Source organism: Mycobacterium sp., assembly GCF_039583805.1.
GTDB lineage: Bacteria > Actinomycetota > Actinomycetes > Mycobacteriales > Mycobacteriaceae > Mycobacterium.
The window spans coordinates 1-19,579 of the sequence record NZ_JAVKSH010000076.1 but is presented as its reverse complement, the minus strand read 5'-3'; the positions used below and the strand labels follow the sequence as shown (position 1 = coordinate 19,579).

Genomic DNA, 19,579 nt, shown 5'->3' with positions numbered 1-19,579 from the left:
ATGGCTACCCAATTATCCAGCGGCGCAACTATTCCGGTACGCAGGTTAGAGGCCATTTCCGGCAAGCCGGTGGATGTCCCGGCGCCGTCGGGGAGGACGCACCTGCAGTTTCGGCGGTTCGCGGGCTGCCCGATCTGCCACCTGCATCTGCGGAGCTTCGCCGACCGGTATCGGGACGTCGCGGACGCCGGGATCACCGAGGTGGTGTTTTTTCACTCGGCAGCCGTCGAGCTGCGGGGTTATCAGTCTTTGCTGCCGTTCACGGTGGTCGCCGACCCCGACATGGTGCAGTACCGTGCGTTCGGAGTGGAAAAGGGCCTTCGGGCCATCGCCGATCCGCGTGCGTGGGGGTCGGCGTTTCGGGGATATGCCAGAGCTTTTCGACACCGGAGTGACCCGAATTGTGCCGGTGTCGGATCTACCGACGGCACAACCCATTTGGGAATGCCTGCCGATTTCCTCATCGATCCCGACGGAACCGTGGTCGCTGTACACTACGGGCGTCACGCCGACGACCAGTGGTCGGTGGACCAACTGTTGGACATCCACCGCACCGTGAACCGAAGGGAGTCGGCGTGACCCACCGTCGAATTGTTGCCGCCGTCGCCGTCGCCGCGATGCTTGCCGCGGGGTGCGGTTCGCGCTCGCAGTCGGCGCCGACAGCAGCGCCGTCATCGGGTCGAGACGCCGCCGCAGCGCAGCCGCTGCCCGCCAGAGACATTCCCCGGGAACTGCGGTTTACCGCGAAAACACTTGATGGACAGGAGTTCACGGGGGCGAGCCTGATGGGTAAACCCGCGGTGCTGTGGTTTTGGACGCCGTGGTGTCCGACCTGTCAGGGCGAGGCGCCGATGGTTGGCCGGGTCGCCGCCGCCCACCCGGGTGTGACCTTCGTCGGAGTCGCCGGCCAGGATCAGGTACCCGCCATGAAAGAATTCGTCGACAAGTTCAAGGTGGAAGGTTTCGCCGAGCTGGCCGACACCGGTGGGATGGTCTGGGCGAAGTTCGGCGTCACCCGACAACCTGCGTTCGCGTTCGTCCACCCTGACGGCAGCGTCGACGTGGTCAAGGGGCCGCTGTCTGAGCCCGATCTCACCGAGCGGGTAACGGCCCTGTCCCGCTAGTGGTCGACTCGATCGGTTTTGCCCTCGGCGCGGGTTTGGTGGCCGCGCTGAATCCGTGTGGTTTCGCATTCCTGCCGGGCTACCTGGGCTTGGTGATCGCCGGTGGCGGCACCGAGTCGTCACGCCAGGCGGCGCTGGTCCGCGCGGGTACGGCGACAGTTGCCATGTCCGCCGGATTTGTCACCGTGTTCGGTGTCTTCGGTTTGCTGCTCTCGCCGCTGATCGCCTCCGCGCAGAAGTACATGCCGTTCGCTACCGTCGTCATCGGCGTCTTGCTGGTGACGCTGGCGGTGTGGCTGCTGGCCGGCAAGGACATCACCGTCATCCTTCCCCGGCTGTCTCGTGGGACGCCGACCGCGCAGCTGCGATCGATGTACGGCTACGGCGTGGGGTATGCGATCGCATCGCTGTCGTGCACCATCGGACCGTTTCTTGCGGTGATCAGCGTGACCTTCAACCGAGGTTCGATACTCAGCGGCATCCTGGCATTCATCGCGTACGCGGGCGGGATGACGATCACCGTCGGGGTAGCCGCGCTGGCGGTGGCCCTGGCCGGGTCCGCGGCGACTGGCACGCTGCGTCGCATCCTCCCGCACGTCGGCCGGATCGCCGGCATCGTCGTGCTGGTGACCGGACTGTACGTCACCTACTACGGCTACTACGAGATCCGGCTCTACTTCACCGACGCCAGTCCCGATGACCCGATCATCACGGGTGTTGGCGTGGTGCAAGGTTGGCTGGCCCGCCAGGTCGAAACCCTGGGCGCCTTGCCACTGCTGGGTACGCTCGCGGGTCTGGTCGCAATTGCGATCGGGTTGCGCATCGTGGCGCGCCACCGGGCCGGCCGTTGACGACGGGCGCCGGCGCCCTCCACCCGGCTGCTGGTGGACTCGGCGTACCACTGCTATCTGGAACGAGGTGGACTGCTGTCTGACACAGGGCCTCATGGTCTCCGCACGCTGTTCACTCGCGGATCAGGGGCAGAGTCAGCGCGGATCTCCGACATTCTTCGCAAGGAGACCGTGGGCGGCGTGGCGCTGCTGGTGTCGGCCGCCGCCGCGCTGGTGTGGGCGAATTCTCCGTGGTCGTCGGCATATGACGGCGTGCGGGACCGGCGGCTGGGTGCCGATGTCCTCGGCCTGCACCTGAATCTGACCCTCGGGACGTGGGCCGCCGACGGTCTGCTGGCGATTTTCTTCTTCGTGATGGGGCTCGAGCTCAAACGCGAGTTCGTGGCCGGAGACCTGCGTGACCCGGCCCGCGCCGCATTACCGATCGCAGCGGCGGTTGGCGGAATGCTGGTGCCGGCAGTGGTTTTCGTCGCTGTCACCGCCCACGCCGGCGACGGCGCGACGAGAGGCTGGGCTATTCCCATCGCGACCGACGCCGCCTTCACCGTCGCGGTGCTGGCCGTGGTCTCCACCCACTTGCCGGCAGCCTTGCGGACCTTCTTGTTGACGTTGGCAGTGGTCGACGATCTGATTGCCATCACCGTGATAGCGGTGTTCTTCACCGACAGGATCAAATTCTGGGCGCTGCTGGCGGCGGTGGTCCCGCTGGCGTTGTTCGCGATCTGCGTGCAGCGGCGGGTGCACGCCTGGTGGATATTGACCCCGCTTGCGGTACTGGTGTGGGCGTTCGTCCACGAATCCGGGGTGCATGCCACCGTCGCGGGCGCCCTGCTGGGCCTCACCGTCCCGGTGCTGCCCGGCGCGACCACCGGCAGGCCCGACGCCGGTCCCGGACCGGCCGAACGGTTCGAGCACCGGTTACGCCCGCTGTCGGCCGGGTTCGCCGTCCCGGTGTTCGCCTTCTTCGCCGCCGGCGCCTCGGTCGGCGGCTACCGTGGCCTGCTCGACGCGCTCGAGCACCCCATCACCGTCGGCATCACGCTGGGCCTGGTGATCGGCAAGCCCGTCGGTGTCTTCGGCACCACAGCCCTGCTGGCGAGCGCCACGCGGGCAACGCTGGACGCCGGGCTGGCCTGGGTTGATGTGTTCGGCGTCGCGCTGCTGTCCGGGATCGGGTTCACCGTGTCGCTGCTGATCGGTGAGCTGGCGTACCGCGCCGACTCCCAGCGCGACGAACTCGTCACGATCGGTGTGCTGACCGGATCGTTGGGCGCGGCGATCCTCGCGGCGATTGTGCTCAAACTGCGCAACCGGCACTACCGGGTTCTCTGTGCCCACGAAGAGACAGACGCACAGCACGACAGGTGAGTCACGCGGCACCGTCGGGCCACCGCGATCGAGGTCTCGACCAACCGCCGGCGACGCCCCAGGTGCGCGTGCCGGTGACCCCCGAGCGCGATCACCGGTCCCTCGGCGCCGGTCGACGCTCGCAGAACAACACGTCAAAGGTCTTGTCGGACAACGTAAGCAGCTCAACGCCGTCGACAGCTATCGCGTCGGTCACATCCACACGTAGAGGCGGGGATCGGCGTGATCGCTGCCCACGTCCTCGCGCTGGAAGCAGACCGGCGTCGGCAACCCTTCCAGCGTGACGTTGATCGCCGTGGTATCGGCGGATACGGCGACGATCGTCCCGGTCTGGTATCGGTGCTCGTCGTCCCACCTGACGGTGGCGCGACGGCCGATGTGGTGCACGGAAAGCTCCGGCGGCGAGACTTCGGTGAGTCGCGCTGGTGGCGCCGTCGCCGCGGGGCCGAGCTGCGGCGCCGGCCCGGAGTCCTCGGACCACGCGCGGTCGTCGCCAAAGTACTCGACGTCGTCGCTGCTGCGCTGAACTCGGCTCAGTGCAGGGTTGCTTGCCCGCGGACCGGGGGCGTCGTCGTCATCGACCCAGAGTTTCCAACCCGTCGGAGGCGGCGGCCACGACGGGTCCGGTGACCACTGCGGGTGCGGCACCCAACCCTGCGGTGGTTCAGGCCAGTTCGGGGGAGAGTTGAAACGCATCGCCAGACAGCACTCCAGCTAGAGATTGTGAGCTGCTCCCACCATAACCGAGCGTGCGCGCCGCGCCGGGACCGTCGGGCTCACCGCAGCTCCGCGATCACCTTGGCGAAACTCTCGGCGTGGTTGTCCTGCACGGTGAACGACGTCAGCCCGTAGGTCTGCCGGTAGCCGCGCAACGTGTCGGCCATGTCGCGGACCGATCCGCTCAGCACGGTGGGCAACGCGAGCAGCTCCGCCTCGGACAGGGTGGACGCATACCTGCGGGTCAGCGCCAGGTCGGGTAGCCCGGAGCTGTCCGCGGCCACCGCTGTGATCACCAGGTTGAGCTCCAGGTCGGCAAAGCGGTCTCCGGCGGCGGCGCGGACCAGCTCGACCCGGTCGGCCAGCGGATCGGCGGCCGCGTTCACAGGCGCCCCGGTCAGCCCGACGATGTCGGCGTGGCGCGCCGCCACCGTCAGCAACCGGTCGCCGTTGCCGGCGATCAGGATCGGCAGGCTTGGCTGGTGCCGCTTGAGATAGGTGGTGACGTGTTCGAGGTAGTCGACACGTTGCCGCGCGCTGGGATACGGCAACTCGGCCGCGTCGAACTCCTCTCGCACGTAGCCGGCGCCCAGGCCGAGCTCCAGGCGTCCGTCGCTGAGCAGGTCGACCGCGGCGACGTCACGCGCCAACAGCGCGGGCTTGTAGAAGCACGCGTTGAGCACATAGGTGCCCAGCCGGATCGTGGACGTGGCCGCGGCGATCGCGGTCAGCGCGGGAAACGGCGCCGGCGCGCCGAGGTGGTCGGGCAGGTGCACGACGTCGAACCCGGCGTCCTCGAATCGGCGCGTCCGGTCGGTCAACGCAACCCGCGACCCGATCGAGCGGATGCCGACAGAAAAACGAAAACCCTTGTCCATCAGGCCTCCTTGCTCTCGTCGAAGCGGACGTGCCAGGACCGCGCCGCGGCCGCCAGCCCGCCCACCGCGGCGGCGGTCTCCGGTGACAGCCCGTCGTCGCCGGGCGGGCGGCTGCGCGGGCTGAGGCCCCGCACCCGTGGCGGCAGCTCCAGTTGCGTTCCACCGTCACGGGTCCGGTTGACGGGGTTGTGCGTGTGCAGGCCGCGCAGCTCGGGCGGGATCCTGTCGAGGTCGGTGACCACCTGGTAGCCGGGCAGGTCGAGGTGGCGGGCCAGGTGGCCGGCCAGCGCGCGGTTGCGGCCTCCGGCCAGGAGTTGGGTGCCGCGGCCGAGCCGGCCGTAGCCGTGCAGCGACACCGCGACGTCGACGTGGTCGAGAAACGCTGCCAGCCGCACCGACTCGTCGGGCCGGAAGCGCACCGACGGCAGGTGGTGCGGGTAGCGGTCCGGGTGGCGCACCAGGTACACCGACGCGTCGGCGGCCTCGGCCGCGCGTTCGGCGATCACGTCGGTCATCTGCTCCAGGCCGCCGCCGTGGATGGCCAGGAAGCCGAACCGCGACCGCAGCGTGCTCTTCTCGACCACCCCGGCGTCGGCGAGCAGCTCTGAAAGTGACTGCGGCGCAGGCGATATTTCCTGCAACGCGGGCCTGGCCCAGTGCACGGGATCCCACCGGCGCAAGAAGTCGATCCAGCGTCCCGGCAGCCCCTGGTGGACCGCGCCGTCGATGATGCGCTCGAGGTACCCCGGCCGCGGCGCACCCGGACGCACCCGGTGGTCGACGTACAGCCACGCCGGTGCCGGCCCGCCGTCGGTGTGCACGGTCAGCCGCTCGCGCCGGTAACGCAGCGGCACGCCTTCGGCGCTGTCGAGCGCGGCCAGGTCACGATCGGACACCTGCCAGAGCACCCCGTGCACCTCGGTGCCGGTAAAAGGTTCGACGGTGGCCACCCCGCGCTGGTTGATCAGCCAATCGTGGTCGCCCAGCACCGCCGGGTACGGGTCGGCGGCGTCGGGACACCGCCGCGCCATCTGCCGCACGCACAGGTTCGATCCGTACGCGAAGTAGGGGTGACGGCGCAGGGGCATTCAGCCGGTCACGGTGAGGTAGATCAACACCACATTGAGCACACTAATGGTCACGCCGACCAGCCAGCCGGCGGCGGTCGTCGCCGGGTGATTGGCGTCCGGCCCCATCAACAAACGGTCGGACGTCAGCCGCACCAGCGGCAGCAGCGCGAACGGGATGCCGAACGACAGCACCACCTGCGAGAGCACCAGCGTGCGGGTGCTGTCGAAGCCGTGGGCGAGGATCACCAGCGCGGGCGTCACCGTGACCAGGCGGCGCACCAGCGTCGGCACCGACCGTCGCAGCAGACCCTGCATGACCATCGCGCCGGCGTAGGCGCCCACCGACGACGACGCCAGTCCCGAGGCGAGCAGGCCGATCGCGAAGAGCACCGCGATCACCGGGCTCACGGTGTCGCGCACAGCGGCATAGGCGCCCTCGATCGACCCGACGTCCGCCCGCCCGTGCATGTTGAGCGCCGCCACCAGCAGCATCGCCGCGTTCACGCTGCCGGCGACGATCATCGCCAGCCCGACGTCGGCGCGGGTGACCCGCAGCAGCCGGCGCCGCCGCGGCCCCGGGGCGGGATGTCCGTGCCGGTCGCGGGCCAGCCCGGAATGCAGGTACACGGCGTGCGGCATGACGGTGGCGCCCAGCATCGCCGTCGCCAGCAGCACGCTTTCGGCTCCGTCGAAGCGCGGCACCAGCCCGCCGATCACCTCGCCCGGCGGCGGTGTCGTGACGAAGAAGCTGGACGTGAAACCCACCGCGACGATCAGCAGCAACCCGGTGATGACCCGTTCGAAGAGGAGCTGGCCGCGGCGGTCGCCGATGCCCAGCAGCAGCACCGACACCGCTGCGGTGATCGTCCCGCCGACCAGCAACGGCAGATGAAACAGAATGTCCAGCGCGACGGCCCCGCCGATGACCTCGGCGACATCGGTTGCCATCGCGACGATCTCGGCCTGCGCCCAATACGCCAGCCGGCCCGGGCGACTCAATCGCGCGGCCACCACCTCGGGCAACGAGCAACCGGTCACCAGCCCGAGCTTCGCCGAGAGGTACTGCACCAGGGCGGCCATCGCGTTCGCGACGACGATGACCCACAGCAGCAGGAAACCGAACTGCGCGCCGGCGCTGACGTCGGCCGCGACGTTGCCCGGGTCAACGTAGGCGATGGCGGCGACGAACGCCGGTCCGAGCAGATACCAGCTCGTGTCGAACCGGGCCTCGACGTCCCGCGTCACCCAACCTACTTTCACTCGGCGAATAAAAAAGTGAGGTTAGCCGAAAGCTGCCGGTCTGTGGCGAATCAGGCTGTGCCGAATGAGTCGGTGCCGAATCAGTCGGTGCCGAATCAGGCTGTGCCGAATCAGTGTGTGCCGAAGAGGCCGCGGCCGGTGACCAGCGGCAGGTCCAGGGTGGTGCGGATGCCCGGCGGGGCGGCCACCACGGCCGGGATGGCGTTGACGACCCGCATCGCGGTGGCGACCAGGCCGGCGTGGTTGTGGTCGCCGTTGCGGCTGCTCAAGCAGATGTCCATGGCGTAGGACGGCTCGCCGGTGATCTCGACGCGGTACGAGCCGCCCGGCTGGGCCGGCTGCGGCCAGTCCGGACGCAGGTCTTCCCGCAGCCGGGTGACATGTTCGAGGACCACCGCCGGCGCACCGTCGGCCATCCCGAGAACCTCGAACCGCAGGGCCGCCGCGGTGCCCTCGGCGATATGCCCGGAGGCGATGTCGAAGGCCTCCGGCGCCGGCTCGCGCACGTACCGTTGCGTGACCTCGTCGAGCTCGACGCCCAGACCGGCCGCGAGTTGGCGCACCACCGATCCCCACGCCAAGGTGAGTACGCCGGGCTGCAGCAGCATCGGGATCTCGTCGATCGGCTTGCCGAATCCCATCACATCGAACATGACGATCGGGCTGTCGTAGGTGGCGTAGTCGACGATCTCCATGCAGCGCACCTGCTGCACGCTCTGGCAGGTGCCGGCCAGTGCCAGCGGCAGCAGGTCGTTGGCGAACCCGGGGTCGATGCCGTTCACGAACAGGCTCGAATTCCCTTCGCGGGCAGCGTCTTCGAGCGGTGTGATCATCTCCTGGGGAAGCACCTGCCACGGGTACTGCAAGAACACCGCGCTGCTGCCGACGACATTGACGCCGGCGGCGAGGATCCGCCGGTAGTCGTCGAGCGCGTCGGGCAGCCGGTTGTCGGCCATCGCGGTGTAGACCGCGCACTGCGGGCTGGTGGCCAGCACCGCGTCCAGGTCGGTGGACGCGGCGACGCCCGTCGTGACGTCGAGGCCGGCAAGCGCTCCGGCGTCCTTGCCGGCCTTGGCTTCCGTCGACACCCACACCCCGGTCAGCTCGAACGCCGGGTTGGTGATGAGCGCTTTCAGTGCGTGGACACCGACGTTGCCGGTGCCGATCTGCGCGACGCGAATGGCCATGGCTGTCCCCTCACAGGTCCGGGATGGGCAGGTCGAGGTTCGGTGCGCTGATCCCGCCGTCGACTTCGAGCACTTTGCCGGTCAGATAGCCGCCCGCAGCAGATGCTAAATACACCGCGGCAGCGGCGATTTCGTCAGGAGAGCCAAGGCGGCGCAGCGGTGTGGCCCGCTCCATCGGCTTGCGCAGCTCGTCGTTGGAGGCGACGACGTCCAGGGCCGAGGTGGCGATCGATCCGGGTGCGATCGCGTTGACCCGGATCCGCGGGCACAGGTCCAGCGCCGCCAGCCGCGTGTAGTGGGCGAGCGCGGCCTTGGCGGTGCCGTAGGCGGCGAAGCCGCGCCCGGCCACCCGGCCCATCGTCGAGGTGATGTTGATGATGCTGCCCCCGCCGGAGTGCTCGAGCATCAGCGGCACCGCCGCGACAGTCAGCGCGTGCGCGGTGCCGACGTTGAACGTGAACGCGTCTTTGAGGTCTTTTGTCGACGTGCCCAGCAGCACGTTGGGCATCGTCCCGCCGACGTTGTTGACGACGATGTCCAGCCGTCCGAACGTCTCGACGGCCTGCCCGGCGAGCTGCTCGGTCACCTCCGGATGTGCCAGGTCGCCGGCGACGACATGGGCGCGTCGGCCGGTGGCGCGGACCTGTTCGGCGACGGCCTCCAGTTGGGATTGGGTCCGTGAGGCGATGACGACGTCGGCGCCCACCTCGGCGAACGCCAGGGCGATGGCCGCGCCGAGGCCCCGGCCACCGCCGGTGATCACCGCGACCTGATCGTCGAGCCGAAACTTGTCGAGTATCACGGGCGCCACCGTAACAGGCTTGGCGGCGTTTCTGAAACACGTTCCAGTTCGTCTGACCCGCCGACCTCACCGACTGTGTAGGTTATGCAGCAAAACGTCGAGTCGTGGGCGCAAAAACCTACACACTCGCGTGGTGACGGTGCGGGCTTGGGCGCGGCCTTCGCCCCGTGCGTGCTTCGGCGCTGGCCTTACAGATTGGCCGGCAGATTGGCCTGCAGACTTGCGATGCCCTCGGGCTCGTCGGGCCGCGTCGCTTGCGTCGCGGCGCTAAACTACCCGCCGCCTTGACGTTTGGCCTCTATCAACTCGCGTAGCTGCTGCTGGCAGTCGCCACGGCAACGCTCCGGGCTGAACTCCTCGGTCATCGATTCCACCACCTGTCGGGCAGCGGGAAGTCAGCGTCGCGGATATCGTCGGGCCGCGACAAGGTCTGCACCACCGTCACGTCGCGCTTGCCGAACTCTTTGACCCGCAGCGCCGTCAGCCGGGTCTTGTCGCGCAGCGCGAAAGGCACGACTGTGACCCGGTGTGTCTCACTAAGCGGTTTCGCGTGCAGCACCAACGAGTTCGCTGGCCGCGACGTCGGCCAAGCCGAACGAGATCGAGCCCTTCCCGCTGAAACACCTACGGTCAGCGTGACCCAAACCCCCGGCTCCTTCGCCACTCCGCGGATCAGCGCAGCAACGCCTCCAGCGTCGTCCGGGCGCCGTTGCGGTGCAACGAGTCCAGCGCCCACCGGTAAGCCTCGACAAAACGCTGCTGGCGCGCCAGGTCACCGAACAGCGCGGTGTTGTCGACGAACGCCGTCGGATTCGCGTGCCACGAGCGGGCGAGCGGCACCAGTGTGTCCGCCAGCCGGTCGACGACGTCGATCGCCGATCCGTGCTCGTCGACGCCCTCGGCGTAGCGGGCCCAACTGGCCACCGCAGCGGCCGCCAGCCGGACCGGCCCGCCGGCGGCCAGGTTGTCGCGGATCACCGGCAGCAACCATGTCGGAATGCGGTCCGACGAATAAGCGCACAACCGCGCGATGGTGTCGCGCACGCCACGGTTGGCGAACCGTTCGATCAGCGTGCGGGAGTAGTCGGTCACGTCGATCCCGGGCACCGCGGCCAGCGTCGGGATGGCCTCGGAATCGGCGTAGTCCTGCAGGAATCCGGCGAGCAGCGGATCGCGTACCGCGTCGTGAACGAACCGGTACCCGCACAGGTGGGCGAAGTAGCACAGGCACTGATGCCCGGCGTTGACCAGGCGCAGCTTCATCGCTTCGTACGGTGTCACATCGTCGACCAGCAGCACGCCGGCGCGCTCCAACGGCGGCCTGCCGCAGGCGAAGTCGTCTTCGAGCACCCACGCGGTGAACGGCTCGGTCAGCACCGGCGCCTCGGGTGTGGTCGCCGGGGTGATCCGGTCCACCATGGAACGGGGGAAGCGGGTGTGCGCCGCGACCCACTCGCCCAGGCCGGGGTCGCATCGGCGGGCCTGCGCCGTCACGGCCCGCCGCGCGGCCTCGCCGTTGGACTCGATGTTGTCGCAGGACATGATCGTCGGCGCCGCGATCCCGCGGTCGCGCCGACGGGCCAGCGCGGCGGCGATCAGATCGAACACCGGTCCGCCGGTGTAGCCGCCCTCGGTGATGGTCAGCGAGATGATGCGGGTGCTCGGTGCGGCAAGCAGCTCCACCGTGCCGCCGGGATCGTCCGGTGCGTAGCGGCAGTCCACGATCGAGCCGACGACGCGTGCCTCCCGGCGGCCGTCGGGGTGCGCGGTGACCAGCGTGTACAGCCCGTTCCGAGCGAGCAGGACATCGCGCATCCGGCGGTCGGCGGGCAGCACCCCGACCCCGCAGATGCCCCAGTCGAAAGCCAGCCCCTGTTCGAGCAGCCGGTCCACGTACATGGCCTGATGTGCGCGGTGGAATCCGCCCACCCCGAAGTGCACAATGCCGATGCCGACCCGGGAGCGGTCGTAGCCGGGCGTCGTCAGCGCCACGGTGTCGACGGTACCGCCGCGGCCCGCGCGTAGGTTGGCGTCAGTGCCAGGGTGAGGTGCCGCGGGTGCAGCCGACCAACGCCGACACGGTGCTCCATCCGGCTGCCGAGGGCCCAGAGGCCGTCACAAGAAGAAGGTGGTGCGGCAATGAAGTGGGTGACGTATCGCGGCCCGAACGCAGACGCAGCGGGTGACCGTGCCGGGGTGCTCGCCGGCGACGTGATCCACCCCGTGCCCACGGGTGTGACACTGCTCGACCTGATCGGGCGTGGCCCGGACGGGCTGCGCGACGCGGGGGAGCAGGCGCTGCGTTCGCCGTCTGCCGTGCGCCTCGACGAGGTGAGGCTTGCCGCGCCGATCCCGCGGCCGCCGTCGATCCGCGACTGCCTGTGCTTCCTGGAGCACATGCGCAACTGCCGGGCGGCGATGGGCGGCGCCCGGACGCTGACAGACACCTGGTACCGGATCCCGGCGTTCTACTTCGCCTGCCCGTCGACGGTGCTCGGCCCCTACGACGACGCCCCGATGGCACCCGGAAGTGCCTGGCAGGACTTCGAACTGGAGATCGCCGCGGTGATCGGGACAACCGGCAAGGATCTGTCGGTGGCCGAGGCCGAGCAGGCGATCATCGGCTACATGATCTTCAACGACTGGTCCGCGCGCGACCTGCAACAGTTGGAGGGCCAGCTGGCCATCGGACAGGCCAAGGGCAAAGACAGCGGCGTCACCCTGGGGCCGTGCCTGGTCACCCCCGACGAACTGGAGCCCCACCGGCGCGACGGCAGGCTGAGCCTCGACGTGACCGCGCTGATCAACGACACGGTGATCGGGTCCGGGTCGACCGGGGCGATGGACTGGAGCTTCGGCGAACTCATCTCCTACGCCTCACGCGGTGTGATGCTCACTGCCGGAGACGTTTTCGGTTCCGGCACGGTGCCGACCTGCACGCTGGTGGAGCACCTGGCCGACCCGGACGGTTTTCCGGGCTGGCTGCGCGACGGCGACGTCGTCACGCTGCGAGTGCAGGGACTCGGACAGACCCGCCAAACCGTCCGCCAGACGCCCGCGCCGCACCGCCTGCCGCCGCGACCCAACCCGGACGCCGCACCCGCCAAGCCGCGCGTCAACCCCGCCCCGGCGACGGTGCCCTACACCCGTGGTCTGCACGAGGTCGCCGACAAGGTGTGGGCGTGGACGCTGCCGGACGGCGGATACGGGTGGAGCAACGCCGGACTGGTCGCCGGCGTCGGCGCATCCCTACTCGTCGACACGCTGTTCGACCTGGTGCTGACCCGCGAAATGCTGGCCGCGATGCGGCCTGTCACCGATCGCGCGCCGATCACCCACGCGGTGATCACCCACTCCAACGGCGACCACACCCACGGCAACCAACTGCTCGACCGCTCGGTGCGCATCATCGCCGCCACCGGGACCGCCGACGAGATCGCCCACGGCATGGCGCCCGCGATGCTGGCCATGACGCAGACCGTCGACCTGGGCCCGGTCGCCACCCCGTATCTGCGAGACCGGTTCGGGCCCTTCGACTTCAGCGGTATCACGGTGCGCAACGCCGATCACACCTTCGACCGCCGGCTCACCGTCGATGTCGGTGGAAGGGAGGTGCGGTTGCACGACCTCGGGCCAGCGCACACTGTCGCCGACACGGTGGTGCACGTGCCCGACGCCGGCGTGCTGTTCGCCGGCGACCTGCTGTTTGTCGGCTGCACGCCGATCGTGTGGGCCGGTCCTATCGCGAACTGGATCGCGGCGTGCGACGCGATGATCGCGCTGGACGCGCCGATTGTGGTGCCGGGCCACGGCCCGGTCACCGACCCCGACGGAATACGTGCGGTCCGTGGGTATCTCGTCCACGTCAACGAGCACGCCGAGACCGCCTACCGCCGGGGCCTGTCGTTCGCCGAAGCCGCCGACTCCGTCGACCTGGGCGAGTACGCAACCTGGCTGGACGCCGAGCGCGTCGTCGTCAACATCTACCAGCGCTACCGCGAACTCGACTCGGGCACAGCGCAGTTAGCGCCGCTGGCGTTGCTGGCCATGCAGGCCGACTGGCTGGCCAAGCACAGCTGAGCCCCGCGGCCGGGCGCCGCGGTGACGTGCGGGCGGCGCGTGCGCCGGCCACCATGGTCGCGGTGGTCCCGACGCTGGTCGCCAGGTCCCAGGTGTCGTCGTCGGTTCGTGCCATATCCACTCCTTCGGCGTCGCGTCGTGGTCGTCCGGATTCCACCGTGGGCGCCGGCTGGCCTACGGTGCAGCTATGCCTGCTGTGGAAGTGGAAGCCGTCGACGACCGCATCGCCCGCGTCACCCTGAACCGGCCCGAGCGACTCAACGCCATCGACGGGGCGCTGCTCGACGGGATGGACGACGCCCTCGCGGTGCTCGGCGCCGGCGAGTTCCGGGCGGCCGTCCTGACCGGTGCGGGACGGGGATTCTGCGCGGGTGCCGACCTGAGCGGCACCGGCCAGCCGTGGACACAACCGTCGACGCCGCCGGCGCCGGCCTTCAAGGCCAGCTACGACGCCCAGGTCCGCCTCGCCGATCAGCTGACCGGCCTCTACGAGCTGCCGATCCCGGTGGTCGCCGCCGTCAACGGTGCCGCGGTCGGCGGCGGGCTGGCGTTCGCGCTGCACTGCGACATCCGCATCGCCGCCGATTGTGCCCGGTTCGGGTCGGCGTTCATCAAGGCCGGGTTCTCGTCGATGGACATGGGCACCAGTTACCTGCTGCCCAAGATCGTCGGCGCCGGAGTGGCGCGGGAGCTGATGCTGACCGGCCGGACCATCGACGCCACCGAGGCGTATCGGATCCACCTGGTCCACGACGTGGTGGCGCCGGATCACCTGATGACCGCGGCGCTGGCGATGGCCCGGGCCATCGCGGAGAACAACGCCTACGGCGTGTGGCAGACCAAGATCGGCTTGAACGCCGCGCTGGACGCGCCCAGCCTGCGCCACGCCAAGGAGATCGAGAACCGCACCCAGATCATCTGCGGGTTCACCAACAATCCGGCCGAGGCCGCCGCGGCGCATCGGGAGAAACGCCCTGCTGTCTGGGACCCGATGTGACGCTTAGAGTTTCGCGATCACGTTCTCGGCGAAGCTCTCCAGGTTGCGGATCTTGACATCCAGCGGCTCGGTGTCGGGTCCTGTGACGTAGGGCATCCGGAAGCCCACGATGACGTCGGTGACGCCTTTGTCCTGCAGGCGCTTGACGCCGTCGAGGGTGTAGCCGTCGGCCGAGATCACGTGGATCTCGAACCGGCCGTCGGTGCCTTCCTCCTCCCGGAATCGGGTGAGCTTGGCCAGCAGCGGGTCGAGTTCGGCCGGATCCCCGCCGCCGTGCAACCAGCCGTCGGCGCGGGCCGCCCGGCGCAGGGCCGCATCAGCGTGCCCGCCCACCAGGATCGGGATCGGCTGGGTAGGGGCCGGGGTCATCTTGGTCTTGGGGATGTCGTAGAACTCGCCGTGGAACTCGAAGTACTCGCCGCTGGTGAGGCCCCGCACGATGTCGATGCACTCGTCCATCCGTTTGCCGCGCTTGGCAAATGGCACGCCCATCAGCTCGTAGTCCTCCGGCCACGGGCTGGTGCCCACGCCCAGGCCGACCCGGTTGCCGATCAGCGCGGCCAGCGACCCGGCCTGTTTGGCCACCAGCGCCGGCGGCCGGATCGGCAGCTTGAGCACGAAGAAGTTGAACCGCAGCGTCGTCGTCACCGCACCGAGCGCGGCGGTCAGCACGAACGCCTCGATGAACGGCTTGCCGTCGAGGAAGTCCCGGCGGCCGTCGGGGGTGTAGGGGTATGTCGAGTCGGACTGCATCGGGTAGGCGATGCTGTCGGGGATCGTCATGCCCGCATACCCGGCCGCCTCGGCGGCCTGGGCCAGCGGGATGTAGAACGCCGGGTCGGTCATCGCCTCCGCGTAGTTGAACCGCACACCGCCTCCTGACACTCGTCGGGCACCGCCCAGACGAATACTAGAACGTGTTATAGGAGCGACTCAGGGCGGCGGCTCAGGGCAGTGCGACGTCCTCGAGCGGGAAGGGCGGCGCGCCGACGCCGACGATCGAGTGGGTGCCCTGCGCGGTGTGTTCGGTGATGCGCGCCGGCGCGCTGCGCTCGCCCACCGCCAACGTCACCGCCGGATTTCGGCGGGCGTCCGCAGTCAAGTCCGCAGTCAAGTCCGCGGTCAGGTCCGCGGTCAGATTGAAAACCGTTCCGCGCCAATGGTAGTGGCCGTCGATGGGGTCGACGTGACCGGTCAGCCGCACCCGCACCTGCCGGCTGGCGCCGGCCAGCGTCAGCGTCGCCGCGCCATCGTAGACGTCGTCGGCAGTGCCCGACGACACCTCGAACGCCGATGCCGCCAGAGTCGGGCGGCACACCTGGACCCGCTCGTTGAACACCTGCTGGCTGCTGCGGCCCACCTCGATGCGGCGCTGACCGTTCATCAGCCCCAGACACGCCACGACGTCGCGCAGCGATGTGCCGCCGTCAGTTTGCCCGACCAGGAAGTAGTTGGGAAAGCCGTGCACAGCGATGCCGCAGTAGGGTTCCATGCCGTCGTAGCAAACCTGTCGGATGGTCAGCCCACGGGCCCCGACCAGCTGGTCGTCGGCGAGCCCGGGAGCTACCGCACACCCGGTGCCGTAGATGATCGCGTCGGCGTCGTGGTGGGCGCCGTCAGCGGTGCGAATGCCCGTTGCCGTGACGGCTGCGACGGCCGGCCGGACGAGTTCAGGGCGGCGACGCCGCCGGAGCCGAGGCGTGGTGGCCACGATCCGCCGCGGCGGGTAGCCGAACACCGCGACCGCGGCCGCCGGCCCGGTCAGCCGGCCGATCAGCGACCCGGCAGCCGAGTCGGCGCCGATCACGGCGATGCGCCTGCCGGTCGGGTCGAACGCCGCGTCCGGTGCGGCGGCGGGGAATACGGGACCACGAAATATCCTGTGGCCGGGGATATCCGGCGTCCACGGGACGAAGACGGACCGATGATCGGCGACGACCACCCGACTGTGATACGTCGTACCGTCGGCGGCGGTCAGCCGCCAGGTGTCGGTGTCGTCGTCGAACACTGCGCGGGTCACCTCGCGGTCCAGCGTCGCGAAGCCGGCGATACGGGCGCCGAGGATCAGGACGTCGTGGATCACAGGAAACCGGTGCGCGTCCAGCCGCGGCGCGCGATCGGGCCCATCAGGCCCACCTCCGTCAAAAACGTTGCCAGCGGAGCGAATCCATGCACCTGGACCTCGTGGCGGTGCGGGCTGCGGCGGGCGGTCCGGCGGGCCCGGCGCGGGTCCAGCCCGGCCCGCGCGTAGGGCACCGGGTTGGTGAACAGGTATTGGAAGAACCGGCCGCCGACACCGTGGATGTTGGCGACGAACCATCGGTTGAGCCGTCGCATCTGCGGCACCCGCTTACGCACGCCGTCGCGGGCGAACTGGATGTGGCGGGCCTCCTCGGTGACGTGAATCCGCATCAGCCGCTGGATCATCGGCTGCAGTTCCGGGTCGTCCATCATCTCGCGTTGCAACGAGTCGAAGATCTCCTCGCCGACCAGCGCCGCCACCCACAGCAGCGAGCCGCGAAACAGCAGCGGCAGGGTGTTGATGATCATCCGCTGGTACAACCGGGGGCGCACCGGCTTGGCGCCGACCCGTTCGATGGCCTTGCCGAACATCACCATGTGCCGGGTCTCGTCGCCCAGTTCGGTGAGCGCGTAGTGCGACGCCCGGGCGGTGGGATCGGCGTGCAGGAGCGTGCGCAGCAACGCCTGGTTGAGGATGTTCTCGAACCAGATGCCCGCCGAGACGGTGTTGACCAGTTCCTGGCGGGACAGTTCGATGCGCTGCGCGCGGGTCATCTCGTCCCACAGCGGGGTGCCATACAGCGAGACGGATTTCGGCGGCAGGTAGAACTTGTCCGGGTCCAGCGGCGCGTCCCAGTCGATGTCGACGACGGGAGCATAGGACTTGGTGACAGAGCCCTTCAGCAGGCGCTCGGAGAACTGTTCACGGGTCGGCCCGGCGGGCTTCACCTCGGCGGTCATCATCGACATCCCTTCGTCGCTGACATCGGTTTCGACAGTAGGAAGGAATTCGGGAAGGTGTCAATACCTATGGTACCGGATACTTGCGGTATCGCCTTTTCGTCGGACGGCCCCGAAGTCGGTAGGCTCCCCGGGCCATGAGCAGTCGACACATTCATGTCATCGGCATTGGTGTCGGCGATCCAAACCAGGTGACCGTCCAGGCGATCGACGCGCTCAACGACGCCGGGGTGTTCTTCGCGATGGACAAGGGCCTGTCCAACCCCCAAGCCAGGAGCGACCTGATCGGGCTGCGCCGCGACATCTGCGCCCGGTTCGTCCGCGAGCCGGGCTACCGGTTCGTCGAACTGCCCGACCCGCCGCGGGCGAGCGACACCGGCTACCTGCAGGCGGTCGCCGACTGGCACACGGCCCGGGCCCGGCTCTGGGCGGAGGCGATCGCCGCCGAACTCGACCCCGGCGGCGTGGGCGCCTTCCTGGCCTGGGGCGACCCGTCGCTCTACGACAGCACGCTGCGCATCCTGGACGCCGTCGCCGCCGACGTCGACATCAGCTACGACGTTATCCCGGGTATCACCGCCGTGCAGGCGCTGGCCGCGCGGCACTGCATCCCGCTCACCGAGGTCGGCGAGCCGGTGCTCATCACCACCGGCCGTCAGCTGCGCACGCACGGGCTGTCCGGCTCGGCGGTGGTCATGCTCGACGCCGACTGCTCGTTTCGCCGCTGCCCGCCCGGCACCCGGATCTGGTGGGGCGCCTACCTGGGCACCGGCGACGAGTTGCTGGTGTCGGGCACGGTCGGCGAGGTCGGCGAGCGGATCGCCGCGCTGCGCGCCGAGGCCCGGGCGCGACGCGGCTGGATCATGGACACCTACCTGGTGCGGCCCGCGGAGTAGGTTCGGCGCATGACGTCCTTTCTGCTGCGGGCGGCGCTGACCGGGTTCGCGCTGTGGGTGGTGACGCTCATCGTGCCGGGGCTGAGCTTCGTCGGCGGCGACACCCTGGTGGCGCGAATCGGCATCGTCTTAGTGGTTGCGGTGATCTTCGGGCTGGTCAACGCATTCGTCAAACCGGTCGTGCAGATCCTGTCAATCCCGCTCTACGTCCTCACGCTCGGCCTGTTCCATATCGTGGTCAACGCGCTGATGCTCAAGATCACGGCGTGGATCACGCGCCACACCACCCATTGGGGGCTGCAGATCGACCACTTCTGGTGGACCGCGATCTGGGCGGCGGTCGTCTTGTCGATCGTGAGCTGGCTGCTGTCGCTGGTCGTGCGCGACGTGCCGGGCATGACGCTGCGCTGAGCGGCACACTGCGCCGATGCCCGAACTGCCCGAAGTCGAAGCGTTGGCCGACCACCTGCGCCGACATGCCGTCGGCCGGACCGTCGGCCGCGTAGACGTCAGCGCGCTGTCGGTGCTGAAGACCGTCGACCCGCCCGTCGGCGCGCTGCACGGCGCGACCGTCGGCGGCGCCCACCGGTGGGGCAAATACCTGGGGCTGCATGTCGGTGAGCTGTTGATGATCGCCCACCTCTCCCGGGCGGGCTGGCTGCGCTGGTCCGACCGGCTGGCCGCCGCCCCGCTGCGGCCGGGAAAGGGACCGATCGCGCTGCGCGTGCACCTCGGCACCCCGGGAACGGCGCCCGGTTTCGACCTCACCGAGGCGGGCACCCAGAAGCGGCTGGCGGTCTGGCTCGTCGACGATCCGGCGAAGGTGCCGGGCGTCGCCGCGCTCGGGCCGGACGCGCTGCGGATCGGCGCGGCGGACCTGGCCCGGTTGCTGGCCGCCGCCACCGGGCGGATCAAGACCGTCATCACCGACCAGACCGTGATCGCCGGCATCGGCAACGCCTACAGCGACGAGATCCTGCACACCGCCAAGATCTCGCCGTTCGCCACCGCCGCGAAACTGTCGGACCCGCAGCTGGCGGGATTGCACGCCGCGATGGTGTCGGTGCTCACCGACGCCGTCACGCGCTCAGTCGGCCAGCAGGCCGCCACGCTGAAAGGCGAAAAGCGTTCGGGGTTGAGGGTTCATGCGCGCACCGGTTTGCCCTGCCCGGTGTGCGGCGACACCGTGCGCGAGGTGTCGTTCGCCGACAAGTCGTTTCAGTACTGCCCGTGCTGCCAGACCGGCGGCAAAGTGCTGGCCGACCGGCGGATGTCGCGGCTGCTGAAGTAGCGGTGCCCTCGGGCGGCGACCCGCTGCGCGCGGCTCGGCCGCGCTGGCGATCGCCGCGGTGCCCTCGGGCGGCGAC

20 protein-coding genes and 2 pseudogenes are annotated in these 19,579 nt (G+C 69.4%); 10 read left to right on the top strand and 12 right to left on the bottom strand.

The genetic code is table 11. The features are described 5' to 3' along the window. From ABDW21_RS11655 to nhaA, 4 genes are all read left to right on the top strand, one after another. Positions 1–579, top strand: a 579-nt coding sequence (locus ABDW21_RS11655; RefSeq protein ID WP_343601519.1) for a peroxiredoxin-like family protein, incomplete at its 5' end; no start/stop codon positions are given. Further along, positions 576–1,124, top strand: coding sequence for a protein disulfide oxidoreductase (locus tag ABDW21_RS11650; protein ID WP_343601520.1), 549 nt, complete (start codon positions 576–578; stop codon positions 1,122–1,124). The genes ABDW21_RS11655 and ABDW21_RS11650, both read left to right, overlap by 4 nt. After that, positions 1,124–1,975 (top strand): cytochrome c biogenesis protein CcdA, encoded by an 852-nt coding sequence (locus tag ABDW21_RS11645; RefSeq protein WP_343601522.1) that lies wholly within the window; start codon positions 1,124–1,126, stop codon positions 1,973–1,975. The genes ABDW21_RS11650 and ABDW21_RS11645 overlap by 1 nt, the downstream gene beginning before the upstream one ends. A gap of 57 nt (positions 1,976–2,032) precedes the next feature. Next, positions 2,033–3,343: a Na+/H+ antiporter NhaA gene (gene nhaA / locus ABDW21_RS11640; RefSeq protein WP_343601547.1), complete on the top strand. Its 1,311-nt coding sequence runs from the start codon at positions 2,033–2,035 to the stop codon at positions 3,341–3,343. 192 nt (positions 3,344–3,535) lie between these two features. Here the strand turns inward: nhaA and ABDW21_RS11635 are convergent, their stop codons facing one another. The 8 genes from ABDW21_RS11635 to ABDW21_RS11600 form a co-directional block, all read right to left on the bottom strand. Beyond that, positions 3,536–4,039, bottom strand: a complete 504-nt coding sequence (locus ABDW21_RS11635) for a hypothetical protein (RefSeq protein ID WP_343710469.1) — start codon at positions 4,037–4,039, stop codon at positions 3,536–3,538. Positions 4,040–4,119: 80 nt separating this feature from the next. After that, positions 4,120–4,938 carry an LLM class F420-dependent oxidoreductase gene (locus ABDW21_RS11630; protein ID WP_343601526.1) on the bottom strand — a complete coding sequence of 273 codons (819 nt, stop codon included), beginning with the start codon at positions 4,936–4,938 and terminating at the stop codon, positions 4,120–4,122. Beyond that, complete coding sequence (locus ABDW21_RS11625) at positions 4,938–6,026, bottom strand: poly-gamma-glutamate hydrolase family protein (RefSeq protein ID WP_343601528.1); 1,089 nt, start codon at positions 6,024–6,026, stop codon at positions 4,938–4,940. The genes ABDW21_RS11630 and ABDW21_RS11625 overlap by 1 nt, the downstream gene beginning before the upstream one ends. Continuing rightward, on the bottom strand, positions 6,027–7,277 hold the full coding sequence (locus ABDW21_RS11620; RefSeq protein WP_343601548.1) for an Nramp family divalent metal transporter: 1,251 nt from the start codon (positions 7,275–7,277) through the stop codon (positions 6,027–6,029). 101 nt (positions 7,278–7,378) lie between these two features. Further along, entirely contained in the window at positions 7,379–8,455 is a 1,077-nt protein-coding gene (locus ABDW21_RS11615) for a diacylglycerol kinase (RefSeq protein ID WP_343601530.1), read from the bottom strand. A 10-nt stretch (positions 8,456–8,465) separates the two neighbouring features. After that, positions 8,466–9,257 carry an SDR family oxidoreductase gene (locus tag ABDW21_RS11610; protein WP_343601532.1) on the bottom strand — a complete coding sequence of 264 codons (792 nt, stop codon included), beginning with the start codon at positions 9,255–9,257 and terminating at the stop codon, positions 8,466–8,468. 361 nt (positions 9,258–9,618) lie between these two features. Further along, positions 9,619–9,771 (bottom strand): hypothetical protein, encoded by a 153-nt coding sequence (locus tag ABDW21_RS11605; protein WP_343601534.1) that lies wholly within the window; start codon positions 9,769–9,771, stop codon positions 9,619–9,621. Positions 9,772–9,929: 158 nt separating this feature from the next. Continuing rightward, positions 9,930–11,249 (bottom strand): mannitol dehydrogenase family protein, encoded by a 1,320-nt coding sequence (locus ABDW21_RS11600; RefSeq protein WP_343601536.1) that lies wholly within the window; start codon positions 11,247–11,249, stop codon positions 9,930–9,932. A 147-nt stretch (positions 11,250–11,396) separates the two neighbouring features. On the opposite strand from ABDW21_RS11600, the gene ABDW21_RS11595 reads away from it, so the two are divergent. Further along, positions 11,397–13,337: a fumarylacetoacetate hydrolase family protein gene (locus tag ABDW21_RS11595; RefSeq protein WP_343601538.1), complete on the top strand. Its 1,941-nt coding sequence runs from the start codon at positions 11,397–11,399 to the stop codon at positions 13,335–13,337. 22 nt (positions 13,338–13,359) lie between these two features. Here ABDW21_RS11595 and ABDW21_RS11590 read toward each other — a convergent pair. Then, a pseudogene (locus tag ABDW21_RS11590) lies at positions 13,360–13,452 on the bottom strand (SAM-dependent methyltransferase); the annotation flags it as partial. Between the two features lie 81 nt (positions 13,453–13,533). Between ABDW21_RS11590 and ABDW21_RS11585 the strand changes: the two are divergent. Further along, the gene (locus ABDW21_RS11585; protein WP_343601549.1) at positions 13,534–14,334 is read left to right on the top strand and encodes an enoyl-CoA hydratase-related protein; all 801 of its coding nucleotides are present in this window, start codon (positions 13,534–13,536) and stop codon (positions 14,332–14,334) included. 3 nt (positions 14,335–14,337) lie between these two features. Here ABDW21_RS11585 and ABDW21_RS11580 read toward each other — a convergent pair whose 3' ends face one another. From ABDW21_RS11580 to ABDW21_RS11570, 3 genes are all read right to left on the bottom strand, one after another. Then, a complete protein-coding gene (locus ABDW21_RS11580) occupies positions 14,338–15,204 on the bottom strand; it encodes an LLM class flavin-dependent oxidoreductase (RefSeq protein ID WP_343601540.1) in 867 nt (288 codons plus the stop codon). A 76-nt stretch (positions 15,205–15,280) separates the two neighbouring features. Beyond that, positions 15,281–16,417 carry a DUF4873 domain-containing protein gene (locus ABDW21_RS11575; RefSeq protein ID WP_343601541.1) on the bottom strand — a complete coding sequence of 379 codons (1,137 nt, stop codon included), beginning with the start codon at positions 16,415–16,417 and terminating at the stop codon, positions 15,281–15,283. Beyond that, on the bottom strand, positions 16,414–17,316 hold the full coding sequence (locus tag ABDW21_RS11570) for a diiron oxygenase (RefSeq protein ID WP_343601542.1): 903 nt from the start codon (positions 17,314–17,316) through the stop codon (positions 16,414–16,416). Before ABDW21_RS11570 ends, ABDW21_RS11575 begins: the two co-directional genes overlap by 4 nt. A 137-nt stretch (positions 17,317–17,453) precedes the next feature. Here ABDW21_RS11570 and cobF point away from each other — a divergent pair, with 137 nt between their 5' ends. The 4 genes and pseudogenes from cobF to ABDW21_RS11550 all read left to right on the top strand — a co-directional run bounded on the left by cobF (position 17,454) and on the right by ABDW21_RS11550 (position 19,503). Continuing rightward, a complete protein-coding gene (gene cobF / locus ABDW21_RS11565; protein ID WP_343601543.1) occupies positions 17,454–18,212 on the top strand; it encodes a precorrin-6A synthase (deacetylating) in 759 nt (252 codons plus the stop codon). Positions 18,213–18,221: 9 nt separating this feature from the next. Continuing rightward, on the top strand, positions 18,222–18,623 hold the full coding sequence (locus ABDW21_RS11560) for a phage holin family protein (RefSeq protein WP_343601545.1): 402 nt from the start codon (positions 18,222–18,224) through the stop codon (positions 18,621–18,623). Positions 18,624–18,639: 16 nt separating this feature from the next. After that, positions 18,640–18,882 (top strand): annotated as a pseudogene (locus ABDW21_RS11555) (DNA-formamidopyrimidine glycosylase family protein); the annotation flags it as partial. 153 nt (positions 18,883–19,035) lie between these two features. Next, a complete protein-coding gene (locus tag ABDW21_RS11550; protein WP_343601551.1) occupies positions 19,036–19,503 on the top strand; it encodes a zinc finger domain-containing protein in 468 nt (155 codons plus the stop codon). Positions 19,504–19,579 lie beyond the last annotated feature (76 nt).